This is a genomic window from Edaphosphingomonas fennica, from assembly GCF_003034225.1.
GTDB classification, from domain to species: Bacteria; Pseudomonadota; Alphaproteobacteria; order Sphingomonadales; family Sphingomonadaceae; genus Sphingomonas_E; species Sphingomonas_E fennica.
This window is the reverse complement of the sequence record NZ_PHHF01000071.1, coordinates 22143-35294: the sequence shown is the minus strand read 5'-3', so window position 1 is coordinate 35294 and position 13152 is coordinate 22143. Positions and strand designations below refer to the sequence as shown.

The window sequence follows — 13152 nt, the reverse complement described above, 5'->3', positions numbered from 1 at the left end:
CCATATCAGGCCCCGATCCGGCCACTGTCAAGCGGACCGGCCAGTCATCGGAAAAGGAAGGGAAAAGCCCCTCAGCCCCGCGAAGCCGGCCGGCGCAGGATGAATTCCTCGTCGCGCCAGCTGCCGACCGGGAACTGATATTCGCCGGCCTTTTCGAAGCCCAGCGCCGTATAGAGACGCTGCGCCTTCAGGTTGCCGGACCAGACGCCGATCCAGATCGCCGCCGGCTGCCTGGCCTCCATCCAGCCGAGCGCGGTTTCGAGCATCCGGCCGCCCAGCCCCAGCCCCTGCGCGGACCGGAGCAGGTAGAGCTGCTTCAGCTCCATGTCCCCGGCCGCCACATCGGCATGGGGCAGGCCGCACGGCCCCGCGACCGCGAAGCCGATCGCCACGCCGCCTTGTTCCGCCACCCACACGCCATGATCGGCATCGGCGATGCGCGCCGCGAAGATGGCGGGCGCCAGCTTCTCGGCGACATAGGCATCGCGGTCCGCCGGCGGATAGGGAATGCCGAAGCCTTCGACGAAGGTCTCGAAGAAGGTCGTCACCGCCAGATCGGAAAGCGCCGCCGCATCCCCGGCGTGGGCCGGGCGGATCATGCCTTGTTCCCCTTGTATCGCGCGCGGAAGCCATCGGCGAACGCCGTCAGCCGCCCCTCGGCGATCGCCGCGCGCAGCTCCGCCATCAGCCGCTGGTAGAACCAGAGATTATGCTCGGTCATCAGCATCGCGCCCAGCATCTCGCCCGATTTGACGAGATGGTGGAGATAGGCGCGGCTCCACGGCGCGATCGGCGATTCGGGGTCGATCGGGGCCAGATCCTCGGCATATTTGGCGTTGCGGATGTTGATCGGCCCGTCCCAGGTGAAGGCCTGGCCGTTGCGGCCGGATCGCGTGGGCAGCACGCAATCGAACATGTCGATGCCGCGTTCCACCGCGCCGACGATATCGTCGGGCTTGCCGACGCCCATCAGGTAGCGGGGCCGATCCGCCGGCAGCATGTCCACCGCGAAATCCAGCACGCGGAACATCTCCGCCTGCCCTTCGCCCACCGCGAGCCCGCCGATCGCATAGCCGTCGAAGCCGATGCCGGTCAGCGCCTCGCTGGAACGGCGGCGCAGATCCTCCTCCATCGATCCCTGCTGGATGCCGAACAAGGCGGAGGAAGCCGCATGATCGCCGCCGGCATCGAAGGCGTCGCGCGATCGCTTCGCCCAGCGCATCGATCGTTCCATGGAGGATTCGGCGCGGTCGCGCGTCGCCGGAAAGGGCGTGCATTCGTCGAACGCCATCACGATGTCAGCCCCCAGCAGCCGCTGGATCTCCATCGATCGTTCCGGGGTCAGCATGTGGCGGGAACCATCGAGGTGCGATTTGAACGCCACCCCTTCCTCGGTGATCTTCGCGAGATCGCTGAGGCTCATCACCTGATAGCCGCCGCTGTCGGTCAGGATCGGCCGGTCCCACTGCATGAAATCATGCAGGCCGCCCAGCCGGGCCATCCGCTCCGCACCGGGGCGCAGCATGAGGTGGTAGGTGTTGCCCAGGATGATATCCGCCCCGATCGCGCGCACGCCTTCGGGCTTCATGCCCTTGACGGTGGCGGCGGTGCCCACCGGCATGAAGGCCGGCGTGCGGATATCGCCACGCCGCATGGCGAGCGTGCCGGTGCGCGCGGCGCCATCGGTGGCGGCCACGCTGAACTGGAAACGGGGACGATCGGTCATGGCTGCGCCCCATGCCGCGTGCGGGCGCGAGAGTCGAGATGGCTCCCGCCACGGCCACTGCGCCGCATGCCCCCTTTCCATCCCCACCCCGCCCGTGCCACACCCCGGCCCATGCGGGAGAAGGAGTTACGGCTGGCGCTGGTCTGCTATGGCGGGATCAGCCTGGCCGTCTACATGCACGGCATCACGCTGGAGGTATGGCGGCTAGCGCGGGCGAGCCGGGCCTTTCATGCCGGCGAGGATTGCGCGGCGGGCAGCGAATCCATCTATCGCGAGCTTCTGGAGACGATCGAGCGGGAGACCGGCGTCCGGCTGCGCGTGCTGATCGATATCGTCGCGGGCGCGAGCGCGGGGGGCATCAACGGGGTGTTCCTGGCGCAGGCGATCGCGCGGGGGCAATCGCTGGAGCCGCTGACCGAGCTGTGGCTGGAGAAGGCCGATGTCGACGTGCTGCTCGATCCCGACGCCCGGCCGCTCTCCCGCGCCACCAAGATGTGGGCGGCGCCGATCGCCTGGTGGGCGGCGGGCAAGCGCGGCGGCACGATCGAGCGCACCGTCGATGCCGAGGCGCGCGAGGAGATACGGACCAAGCTGTCGCGCTTCGTGCGCGCGCGCTGGTTCGAACCGCCCTTCGGTGGCGGAATATTCTCCGGCCTGATCCTCGATGCGCTGGATGCGATGGCGGAAACGGGGGACGGCGATCCGCTGCTGCCGCCGGGCCAGCCGCTCGACCTGTTCGTCACCGTCACCGATTTCCACGGCCATCCCGAGCGGTTGGCGCTCAATTCCCCGCCCGAGATCGTGGAGACCGAGCATCGGCTGAAGATCAGCTTCAGCGATCACGGCCTTTCCCCCCGGCGGCTGGGCGACGTGCCCGACCTCGTCTTCGCCGCGCGGGCGACGGCGAGCTTCCCCGGCGCCTTCCCGCCCTTCACCGTGGCGGAGCTGGACGGGGTGCTGGAAGCGCGCGACCGGACCTGGCCGGGGCGCGAGGCCTTCCTCACGCGCGCCCTGCCCCGCCACGCCGCGATCGGGACGACGGGGGATGCGGTGCTGATCGACGGATCGGTGCTGGCCAACGCCCCCTTCGGCCCGGCGACGGACGCGCTGAAGGATCGCCCGGCGCGGCGCGAGGTCGATCGCCGCATGGTCTATATCGATCCCAAGCCCGGCGCCCATTCGATCCGCATCGGCCGCGGCGAGAACGAGCTGCCGGGCTTCTTCGCCACCATCTTCGGCGCGCTTTCCGATATCCCGCGCGAACAGCCGATCGGCGACAATCTGGATGCGATCGCGGCGCGATCCGCCCGCATCCGCCGCATGCGCCGGATCGTCGAGGCGATCCGGCCGGAGGTGGAAGGGGCGATCGACAGCCTGTTCGGCCGCACCTTCTTCCTCGACAGCCCCACGCCCGGCCGGCTCGCCGCCTGGCGCGCCAAGGCGCAGGACGCCGCCGCCAGGCGCGCGGGCTATGCCTATGCCGCCTACGGCCACCTCAAGCTTTCGGGCGTGGTGGAGGACATGATCGACCAGATCGCCACGCTGGCGGGCGGCGACCGGCTGCGCCACATCGATATCCGCCGGGCGATATGGGCGGAGGTGCGGAGCATCGGCATCACCGAGCCGGGGGCGCTTTCCTCGAACGGGGCCAGCCCGGCCGCCATCCTGTTCTTCCGCGATCATGATCTGGGCTTCCGCATCCGCCGCCTGCGCAGCGTGATCCGCCGCATCAGCGAGGTGGAGGAGCAATCCGCGACGGAGATACCCGCCCTTCAGGCGGCGCGCGACGCGGCCTATGCCGCGCTCGCCCTTTATCTCGACCGGCAGATGGACGATTTCTTCGGACCGGAGACCATCGCCGCCGCCGCCAAGGCCACGCAGGCGCCGGCCGCGGCCATGGCCGCCATCGCCGCGGCGCGCGACCTCAGGCTGGTGGACGAGCGCGCCGACGACATCATGGCCACCGCGCTTTCCGCGCTTCCCAAGGCGGAACGCCGCATCGTGCTGCTCACCTATCTGGGCTTTCCCTTCTACGACATCGCGACGCTGCCGCTGATCCACGTCGAGGGCACGGACGAGTTCAATCCTATATTGGTCGACCGCATTTCCCCGGACGATTGCTCCGCCATCCGCGAAGGCGGCGCGGAGGCGACGCTGAAAGGCATACAGTTCAACAGCTTCGGCGCCTTCTTCAGCCGCAACTATCGCGAGAATGATTATCTGTGGGGCCGGCTGCACGGCGCCGAACGGCTGATCGACATCGTCGTTTCCGCCCTGCCGCCCGGCATCACCCTGCCGCCCGGAACGATAACGGGCCTCCGGAAACGCGCCTTCCGGGCGATCCTCGCGCAGGAGCGGCCGCGCCTCAAATCCATCCAGCAATTGTTCGGCCAGCTCGAAAGGGAGGTGGGTTAACCCACCAGCCCCTTTGCCAAAGGCGCGCCTTTCTGCCTAAAAGGTGCGATCAAGGAGACAGGGTCGATGCAATTCCTCCGAACCTTGTTCTGGGTCGTTATCGCGGTGATCGCGGTGATCTTCGCGACGCGGAACTGGAATACGGTGACGATCAATCTGTGGGGCGGCCTGCAAGCGGACGTGAAGCTGCCGATGCTGATATTCGGCGCCTTCTTCATCGGCCTGATCCCGCCATGGATCCTGCACCGCACCACCCGCTGGACGCTGCGCCGCCGCCTGGAAAGCGCGGAACGCGCCCTGGCCGAGGCGCGCGGCCCCGCGCCGATCCCGGCGGCCCCGGCCCCCCAGGCCCCCAACATCATCGAAGCGACGCCTTCGCCCTCCACCATCCCCGTTCCGCCGGCGGTATCATGACGAGCCCGATCTACGTTGCCCTCGACACGCCCGATATCGACCGGGCGATGGCCATCGCCACCCGCATCCGCAACCATGTGGGCGGGATCAAGCTGGGGCTGGAATTCTTCTGCGCCAACGGCCGGGCCGGGGTGAAGGAGATGGCGGCGCTGGACCTGCCGATCTTCCTGGACCTGAAGCTGCACGACATCCCCAACACCGTCGCCAAGGCGGTGCAGGCGCTGCGCCCGCTCGATCCCGCGATCCTGACGGTGCACGCGGCCGGCGGACGGGCGATGATGGAGGATGCCAAGGCGGCCGCCCCCACCGGCACCAAGGTGGTGGCGGTGACGATGCTCACCAGCCTGGACGGGGCGGACATGCAGTCGATCGGCCTGCCGCCCGATCCGCATGCCCAGGTCGAGCGGCTGGCCGCGCTGGCGCGCGACGCCGGGATCGACGGCATCGTCTGTTCGGGCAATGAGGTGGCCGCCGCCCGCGCGATCTGGCCGGAAGGCTTCTTCGTGGTGCCCGGCGTCCGCCCGGCCGATGGCGACGCGGGCGACCAGAAAAGGGTGATGACGCCGCGCGCCGCGCTCGACGCCGGCGCATCCGTGCTCGTGATCGGCCGCCCGATCACCCAGGCGGACGATCCCGATCGGGCCGCCCGCGCGATCGAAGCGACGCTTTGAAGCAGGCGGCCGGCGCCGCGATCAGGCGGCGGCGGCCACCGGCTCGGGTTCGCCCAGCGCCTTCAGCTTCGCTTCCAGCAGGCCCAGCAGCCGCATCGGCGCGCCATCGAGCTGGCGGCCGAGCCGGTGGATCAGGCTGACCGCGCTGTCCTTCAATTCCGGGTCGCACAGCGGACGGGCGACCAGCGATCCCTCCCCGATTTCGGCAAGCGCGCAGATGCGGGGCAGCACCGTGACCATCCGGCCGGCCTTGGCGGTTTCCCGCATCATGTGCAGCGATGCCGTCACCAGCCGCGGCTCCAGATAGGCCTGGGCGCGGCGCTCGGCATCGTCCAGCAGGGCGCGCGTGGGAAATCCCTTCGGCGGCAGGCAGAGGTCGAAACCGGCGAGATCCCCGATCGTCGGCGCTTCCAGCCGCGCCGCCGGATGGCGCGGCGCGCAGAGCAGCATCAGGGGCTGGCTGATCGTGGCGCGGACGCGGATCTTGGGCTCGTTGGTGCCGTTGAGGATCAGGCCGATATGCGCCTCGTCCTCCAGCACCATGCGGACGAGATCGGCATCCGCGCCCGTCGCGATCGTGATGGTCACGCCGGGATTGCGGCGCTGGAAGCCATCGATCACGGCGTTGAAGGCGGGGCCGAAAAACCCCTCGCCCACGGCCAGGTTGATGCGGCCGGTCCGCACCTCGCGCAGTGCGTGGATCTGGCTCAGCAAAGCCTCGCGATCGGCAAGCTGGCTGCGATAATATTCGTAGGTCAGCCGCCCGGCATCGGTCAGCCGGATCGAGCGGCGCCCCCGTTCGATCAGCGAAATGCCCATTTCGCTTTCAAGCTGCGCGATCTGCCGGCTGATGGACGATACGGCGACACCGATCTTGTCGCTGGCCAGGCGCATGGAACCGAGGCTCGCCGCCTCGTAGAAATAGTGCAGAGCATTGTCCCACATAGTTTGCGACCCCTTTGTGGATAGGCGGGCCTTTGCGGCTCCTGCCCGGCATCAAGCTGCGCGATCCTTGCACCGCATGCAACGGGATTCGGGCTTCATTGCCCCGGCCGCCAGTTTTAAGCGCGCAGCCGGACCGCGCTTCTGGGCTGTTCACCCGATCTTCCACAGGGTAGAGCGTCCGCCATGCCTCCGCTTCTTCTCGTGATGGTGGGCGGTGCCTTGGGCGCCGGCCTGCGCTATCAGATTTCCCGCATCGCCCTTTACCTCTGGGGTCCCGATTTCCCCTGGGGCACCTGGATCATCAACCTTTCGGGCGGTTTCCTGATGGGAACGCTGGTCGGCACGCTGGCCGGCAGCGATCCCGAAATGACCGCGCCGATCCGGCTGCTGCTCGCCACCGGCGTGCTGGGCGGCTTCACCACCTTCTCCGCCTTCAGCCTCGATACGTTCGGCATGCTCCAGAACGGCCAGCACGGGCTGGCGGCGGTCTATGCCGTCACTTCGGTCGTCGGATCGGTGATGCTCCTCGTCCTTGGCCTCCTGCTTGGAAAGGCGCTGTCATGAGCGGCGATCCCGCGGCGGACAATGTCCGCCAGTTCACCGTCAGCGATGACGATCACGGCATCCGCCTGGACCGCTGGTTCAAGCGCCACTTGCCGGATGCGAGCTTCAACGTCGTGTCGCGTTGGGCGCGCACCGGCCAGTTGCGGGTCGACGGCAGGCGGATAGCGCCGGGCGACCGGATCGAGGCCGGGCAGATCATCCGCGTGCCCCCGGCGGACAGCGCCCCGGCGGCGCCCGCGCCCAAGGCCAAGAAGGCCCGCCCGCCGCTTTCGCCCGAGGATACGGAATTCGCCCAGTCGCTGGTGATCCATCGCGACAAGGCGGCCATCGTCCTCAACAAGCCGCCCGGCCTCGCCACCCAGGGCGGCACCAAGACGGACCGCCATGTCGACGGACTGCTGGACGCCGTGCAGTTCGAGGCGGAAGGCCGGCCCAAGCTGGTCCACCGGCTGGACAAGGATACGTCCGGCGTGCTGCTGGTCGCCCGTTCCGCCAATGCCGCCGGCCATTTCGCCAAGGCCTTCAGCAGCCGCACCGCGCGCAAGGTCTATTGGGCGCTGATCGCCGGCGTGCCTTCGATCGACGACGGCATGATCGAGCTGCCGATCGCCAAGCAGCCCGGCACCGGCGGCGAGAAGATGCATGTCGACGAGAAGGAGGGTAGCCCCGCGCGCACCCGCTATCGCGTGATCGAGCGCGCCGGCAACCGCGCCGCCTGGGTCGAGCTGCAACCCTATACCGGCCGGACGCACCAGCTGCGCGTGCATATGGCGGCGATCGGCCACCCGATCGTGGGCGACGGCAAATATGGCGGACAGGAAGCCTTCCTGACCGGCGGCATCAGCCGCAAGATGCACCTCCACGCCCGCCGGCTGCGGGTGGATCATCCCGACAGCGGCCAGATCGACGTGCGGGCAGAGCTGCCGTCGCATTTCGCCGAAAGCCTGGAGACGCTGGGCTTCGACCTTGCCGATGGCGATGCGCTGCCGCTCGACGAACCGAAGTTCAGCGAGACGGCCGAGGGCAAGCGCCGCGCGATCAGCGCCGCCGCCAAGGCCCGCCGCAAGGAACGCAAGGGCGAAAGGCGCGGCCGGGGGCGCAAGTGAACCGCCTCGCCGTTTTCGATTGCGATGGCACGCTGGTCGATAGCCAGGCCAATATCTGCGACGCGATGGAGGAGACTTTCGCCCGCGCCGGCCTTCCCCTGCCGGGGCGGGATGCGGTGCGGCGGATCGTGGGCCTCAGCCTGGTGGAGGCGGTGCGCGCGCTCCATCCCGCAGGCGATCCCGAGCTGCATCACGCCATGGCGCAGGATTATAAGGGCTGCTTCCACGCGCTGCGCGGACGCGGGCTGGTGGCGGAGCCGCTGTTCGACGGCATTGCCGATGCGATCGCTTCGGCCGATGGCGATGGCTGGCTGCTCGGCGTCGCCACCGGCAAGTCCGATCGCGGGCTCAACCTCTGCCTGGCGCATCATGGCATCGCCGATCGCTTCGTGACGCTCCAGACCGCCGACCGCCATCCGAGCAAGCCGCACCCCTCCATGCTGATCCAGGCGATGGCCGATGCCGGCGCCGTGCCGGAAACCACCGTGATGATCGGCGATACGCGGTTCGACATCGCCATGGCCAAGGCCGCGGGCGCGACGGCGATCGGCGTGGCCTGGGGCTATCATGACGCGGACGAGCTGCACGCCGAGGGCGCCGACCATGTCGCCCGCCACCCGGCCGACCTTTCCGCCATATTGAAGGAACTCAAATGAACCGGGACGATGCGGAGCGGCTGGCGCGCACCCGCTACACCATCATCTCCGCCATGCGCGCGAGCGGCGCCCTGCTGATGGTGCTGGGGATGTGGATCTGGGTCGGCGATATCCTGCGCGCGGGCGGGCTGCCGGCCGCGGGCGTGCCGCTGTTCGCGATCGGCTTCCTCCAGTCGTTGATCGTGCCGCAGATATTGGCACGGAAGTGGCGGACGCCGAAGCCGTGAAGCGGTTCTACAAGGAAGTCGCGGCGGCGGCGGAGCCCGGCGGCTTCGCGATCCGGCTGGACGGGCGGCCGGTGAAGACGCCGGCGCGCAACCCCCTGCTGCTGCCTGGCGCGGAGCTGGCCGAGGCGATCGCGGCGGAATGGACGGCGCAGGGCGAGACGATCGATCCGCGATCCATGCCGCTGACCGGCCTCGCCAATGCGGCGATCGACCGGGTGGCGCCGGACCCGGCGCGCTTCGCCGGGGACATCGCCGTCTATGGCGAGACCGATCTGCTCTGCTACCGCGCCGACGAGCCGGCGGAGCTGGTGGCCCGGCAGGCGGCGGCGTGGGACCCGCTGATCGACTGGGCGCAGCGGCGATACGACATCCATTTCACGATCGCGACCGGCATCATCCACAAGGCCCAGCCGGCGGCGACGGTGACGCGGCTGGCCGAAGCGACGGTGGCGCGGGATGCGTTCGCGCTGGCGGGATTGTCTCCGCTGACGACGATCGGCGGATCGCTGGTGACGGCGCTGGCGGTGGCGGAAGGCGCCGTCGATGCGGACGCGGCGTTCGCGGCAACCCATCTCGACGAGCTGTGGCAGGCCGAGCAATGGGGCGAGGATGCGCTGGCGGCCGATGCCAGGGCGGCGCGGCGGCGGGACTTCATCGCGGCGGCGCGGTTCGTGGCGCTGGCGGGCTAAGCGTCCGGCCCGGCGACGCCGGCCCGCATCGGGGCGATTGATCGATATACGATTCAGGTTGTATCGTTAATTTCCGCCAGCGAGCGGAAATGAGAGGGGACCTGAATGAAACATGTGCTGAACGCGCGCTTCCTGGTGACGTGCGCCATCATATCCGTGCTGATCTTCGTGGCGGACATCGCCTTCCACGCCACGTTCGTGCCCGATCTGTATGTCGGCTACCCGCAGCGCGCGGCGGGCGACATGGCGCCGCTGATGCCGTTCCTGTTCCTGACCTATCTGGTGCAGATCACCATGTTCCTGTGGCTGTTCGTGCGGCTCTATCCCGAACGCGGCATCGGCAAGGCGGTGTGGTGGGGCCTGTGGGGCGGGCTGTTCGTGGTGCTGCCCAACATGCAGTTCTTCGTGGGCGTGGCCGGCACGACCTGGACGCTGCTCGCGGTGCAGGTGGTGGAAGCGATCGTGCTGCTGATCGCGGCGGGCATCATCTTCGAATTCGTCTATCGCCCGCGCGCCGCCAGCGCGGCAGAGCCGGCCCGCGCCTGAGCCGTCTGGCAGAGCAACCGCACGATTGCAGTTAGCGCAATCGTGCGGTTGCATTTCTCAATTGCGGAAAATCGTTTCGGTCGACTATTCATTGTGCAGCGCACAACGAGACACGGCGGCCCGCCGCCCGGCTGCAAAGCCGGGTGCGCCGCCGGCGTCCGCGCCACGCGGGCTATCCCGCCCGCGCATATGGAGAAGACCATGCGTATGTTCGAAGCCGCGACCAGCCTTGCGCTGGCGATCGCGACGCAGGCGCTTGCCGTGGGTATCGTCGTTACCTTCTGAGCGCTTGCCCGGAGATCGATCCGGGACACCTGCAGACCCCGTCCGACCATAATGGTCGGCGGGGAAAGCCCTTCCCCTCCGCCCGCCATCCCCTTACATTCCCCGGCGATGACGACCCCGCCGATCAGCGAACTTTCCGCCCGGGCGCGCGACATCTTCCGCGTGGTGGTGGAAAGCTATCTGGGCACGGGCGCGCCGGTGGGCTCCCGCACGATCGCGCGACTGGCGGGCCTCAACCTTTCCCCGGCGTCGATCCGCAACGTGATGCAGGACCTGGAGGAGCTGGGCCTGCTGGCGGCGCCCCATACATCCGCCGGCCGGATGCCGACCGAAAGCGGCCTGCGCCTGTTCGTGGACGGGATGATGCAGGCGGCCGAGCCGTCGCCCGAGGAGCGCGCCGCGATCGAGGCGCGAATCACCGGCGGCCCGGTGGAGGATGCGCTGACGCAGGCGAGCGCGGTGCTTTCCGGCCTTTCATCCTGCGCGGGCATCGTGCTGGTGCCCCGTCACGAGCCGGTATTGCGCCAGTTCGGCTTCGTCCCCCTTTCCCACGATCAGGCGCTGGCCGTGCTGGTGGGGGCGGACGGATCGGTGGAGAACAGGGTGGTCGATCTGCCGCCCGGCACGCCCGCCCACCTGCTGGTGGAGGCCAGCAGCTACGTAAGCGCGCGATTGACCGGGCTGACCCTGCGCGAGGCCGAGGAGCGGCTGCGAGCCGAGATCGGCCAGGGCCGGGCGATGCTGGACAGTGCCGCCGCCGACCTGATCGCGCGCGGGCTGGCGACATGGTCCGAGGATGGGGAGGCGCGGCCGGTGCTGATCGTGCGCGGCCAGGCCAATCTGATCGATCCGGATGCCGCCGCCGATCTGGAACGGGTGCGCCAGCTGCTGGACGAGTTGGAGAGCAAGCAGGAGATCGCCCGCCTGCTGGATAGCGCGCGCGCCGGCCAGGGCATGAAGATCTTCATCGGATCGGAGAACAAACTTTTCTCCCTTTCCGGCTCATCCGTGATAGCGGCCCCCTATCGTGGCGGCGACGGCCGCGTGGTCGGCGTGGTCGGCGTGATCGGCCCGACCCGGTTGAACTATGCGCGCGTCGTTCCCATGGTGGATTTCACCGCGCAGACATTGACGAGACTGATGGCATGAGTGACGAGACGACCCCGGAACAGACCCCCGGCGCCAACCCCGCCGAAAGCCCCGAGGAGGTTGGCAAGAACCCCCTCGCCGCCCTGGAGGCCGATCTGGAGAAGCTGCGCAACGACCTGCTCTACGCCCAGGCCGAGACCCAGAATGTCCGCCGCCGGCTGGAGAAGGAGAAAGCCGATTCGATCGCCTATGCGGCGACCGGCTTCGCCCGCGACATGCTTTCCGTCGCCGACAATCTGGGCCGCGCGCTGGCGGCCATCCCCGCCGAGATCGCGGCCGACGAGCGGATCAAGCCGCTGGTGACGGGCATCGAGATGACCGCGCGCGAGCTGGAGACCGTGTTCCAGCGCAACGGCGTGACCAGGATCGCGGCGGTCGGCGAGCCGCTGGACCCCAATCGCCACCAGGCGATCATGGAGGTGGAAAGCCCGGATGCCGCGCCCGGCACCGTCGTTCATGAAATGCAATCGGGCTACATGATCAAGGATCGGCTGCTGCGCCCGGCGATGGTGGGCGTCGCCAAGGCCCCGGCCGGCGCCCCCTCGCCCACGCCTTCGGTGGACCTCGAAGCCTGATGCGTTCGGGGCTGCGGCGCGCGGCGCGCCCGTTGCTGCGCGCCGCGGCCGACCGGCTGCACGGCCCCAGATATCTCCGCGCCCGCCGGGCCATTTCCCGGCTGGAAGCGCATGACCTGGGCAGCGGATATCGCGGCACGCGCCGGCGCGTGCTGGTGCTGTATGATCCCAACGCCATCGCGCTCAGCCAGGTCCACCCCTTTCTCGACTGGCGGCGCATCGCCGGCGCCGGGGATCTGGACATCGAGCTGAAGGCGGCCGAGCTGCCCGCCCATTTCGCGGCCCACGCGGCCAGCGGGCTGAAGGCGCTGCCCGATGCCGATACCGTGATCTTCCAGCCCGATCTGGTGCGGCTGGGCGATACGGCGCCGATCGTGGCCCCGGCGCTACGCGATCGTTATCCCGACGCGCGGCTGGTGCTGCTGGACGGCACGCCGCACAGCGGCTTCCTGGGCGTGGAAGGCGTGGTCGACGCGATCGACGCCTATGTGAAGAAGAGCAGCCTGGCCGATCGCGCGGCTTATGCCCGGCCGGTGCTGGGCGACACGGTGCTGACCGATTATTTCGCGCGCCGCCACGATTGCCCGCTGCCCGAAGCGACCATGGCCGTGCCCGACCGTTTCTGGGCCAAGCTGATCGTGGGGCCGGCCTTCATCACCGACCGGCGGATCATGCCGCTGTTCGCCCGGCCCTTCGCCGAGATCGGCGGCCAGCCGCGCACCATCGACCTCAACGCCCGCATCGCCAAACGCGGCGCTCCCTGGTATGCCGCGATGCGCAGCGATGCCGACGAGCGCGCGGGCGCGCTGGAAGGCATCGCCATCGCCCGCGGCCAGGGGCTGAAGCTGAAGGCGTTCATGGCCGAGCTTCGCCAGTCGAAATGCACGTTCAGCCCCTTCGGCTATGGCGAATTATGCTGGCGCGATTATGAGGCGATGGCGATGGGCAGCGTCGTCATCAAGCAGGGCATGGACGGCTTCGTGACCGCGCCCGACCTGTTCGACCGGGACGAGACCTATGTGCCCGTTGCCTGGGACCTTTCCGATTTCGAGGAACGGACGCGGGCCGTGCTGGCGGACGAGGACCGGCGCCAGGCGATCGCCGCGCGCGCCTATGGCCGGGCGCGGGATTATCTGTTCGGCGGCGGGCTGGGCGCCTATCTGCGCCAGGTGGTGCAGGGATGA

15 protein-coding genes are annotated in these 13152 nt (G+C 69.0%); 12 read left to right on the top strand and 3 right to left on the bottom strand.

Features of this window, described 5'->3' with window-relative positions; all coding sequences use genetic code 11:
- Positions 1–71 precede the first annotated feature (71 nt).
- Positions 72–599 carry a GNAT family N-acetyltransferase gene (locus CV103_RS16790; RefSeq protein WP_107395614.1) on the bottom strand — a complete coding sequence of 176 codons (528 nt, stop codon included), beginning with the start codon at positions 597–599 and terminating at the stop codon, positions 72–74.
- Complete coding sequence (gene tgt, locus CV103_RS16785; protein WP_107395613.1) at positions 596–1726, bottom strand: tRNA guanosine(34) transglycosylase Tgt; 1131 nt, start codon at positions 1724–1726, stop codon at positions 596–598. Before tgt ends, CV103_RS16790 begins: the two co-directional genes overlap by 4 nt.
- Positions 1727–1837: 111 nt before the next feature.
- On the opposite strand from tgt, the gene CV103_RS16780 reads away from it, so the two are divergent.
- The 3 genes from CV103_RS16780 (at position 1838) to pyrF (ending at position 5226) form a co-directional block, all read left to right on the top strand.
- Positions 1838–4141, top strand: a complete 2304-nt coding sequence (locus CV103_RS16780) for a patatin-like protein (protein WP_107395612.1) — start codon at positions 1838–1840, stop codon at positions 4139–4141.
- A 66-nt stretch (positions 4142–4207) separates the two neighbouring features.
- The gene (locus CV103_RS16775; RefSeq protein ID WP_015458138.1) at positions 4208–4555 is read left to right on the top strand and encodes a lipopolysaccharide assembly protein LapA domain-containing protein; all 348 of its coding nucleotides are present in this window, start codon (positions 4208–4210) and stop codon (positions 4553–4555) included.
- Entirely contained in the window at positions 4552–5226 is a 675-nt protein-coding gene (pyrF, locus tag CV103_RS16770) for an orotidine-5'-phosphate decarboxylase (RefSeq protein WP_015458139.1), read from the top strand. Before CV103_RS16775 ends, pyrF begins: the two co-directional genes overlap by 4 nt.
- Positions 5227–5247: 21 nt before the next feature.
- Here pyrF and CV103_RS16765 read toward each other — a convergent pair whose 3' ends face one another.
- Complete coding sequence (locus CV103_RS16765) at positions 5248–6171, bottom strand: LysR family transcriptional regulator (RefSeq protein WP_015458140.1); 924 nt, start codon at positions 6169–6171, stop codon at positions 5248–5250.
- A gap of 183 nt (positions 6172–6354) precedes the next feature.
- Here CV103_RS16765 and crcB point away from each other — a divergent pair, with 183 nt between their 5' ends.
- The 9 genes from crcB to CV103_RS16720 all read left to right on the top strand — a co-directional run bounded on the left by crcB (position 6355) and on the right by CV103_RS16720 (position 13152).
- A complete protein-coding gene (crcB, locus tag CV103_RS16760) occupies positions 6355–6735 on the top strand; it encodes a fluoride efflux transporter CrcB (protein ID WP_107395611.1) in 381 nt (126 codons plus the stop codon).
- Positions 6732–7841 (top strand): RluA family pseudouridine synthase, encoded by a 1110-nt coding sequence (locus tag CV103_RS16755; RefSeq protein WP_107395610.1) that lies wholly within the window; start codon positions 6732–6734, stop codon positions 7839–7841. Before crcB ends, CV103_RS16755 begins: the two co-directional genes overlap by 4 nt.
- Complete coding sequence (locus CV103_RS16750) at positions 7838–8497, top strand: HAD-IA family hydrolase (protein ID WP_107395609.1); 660 nt, start codon at positions 7838–7840, stop codon at positions 8495–8497. The genes CV103_RS16755 and CV103_RS16750 overlap by 4 nt, the downstream gene beginning before the upstream one ends.
- Entirely contained in the window at positions 8494–8724 is a 231-nt protein-coding gene (locus CV103_RS16745; protein ID WP_015458144.1) for a hypothetical protein, read from the top strand. Before CV103_RS16750 ends, CV103_RS16745 begins: the two co-directional genes overlap by 4 nt.
- Positions 8721–9413 carry an ATP12 family chaperone protein gene (locus tag CV103_RS16740; protein WP_107395641.1) on the top strand — a complete coding sequence of 231 codons (693 nt, stop codon included), beginning with the start codon at positions 8721–8723 and terminating at the stop codon, positions 9411–9413. Before CV103_RS16745 ends, CV103_RS16740 begins: the two co-directional genes overlap by 4 nt.
- Positions 9414–9518: 105 nt before the next feature.
- Entirely contained in the window at positions 9519–9959 is a 441-nt protein-coding gene (locus CV103_RS16735; protein WP_107395608.1) for a hypothetical protein, read from the top strand.
- 393 nt (positions 9960–10352) lie between these two features.
- Positions 10353–11393, top strand: coding sequence for a heat-inducible transcriptional repressor HrcA (gene hrcA / locus CV103_RS16730; protein ID WP_107395607.1), 1041 nt, complete (start codon positions 10353–10355; stop codon positions 11391–11393).
- Entirely contained in the window at positions 11390–11968 is a 579-nt protein-coding gene (grpE, locus tag CV103_RS16725) for a nucleotide exchange factor GrpE (RefSeq protein ID WP_015458148.1), read from the top strand. The genes hrcA and grpE overlap by 4 nt, the downstream gene beginning before the upstream one ends.
- Positions 11968–13152 carry a glycosyltransferase gene (locus CV103_RS16720; RefSeq protein WP_107395606.1) on the top strand — a complete coding sequence of 395 codons (1185 nt, stop codon included), beginning with the start codon at positions 11968–11970 and terminating at the stop codon, positions 13150–13152. Before grpE ends, CV103_RS16720 begins: the two co-directional genes overlap by 1 nt.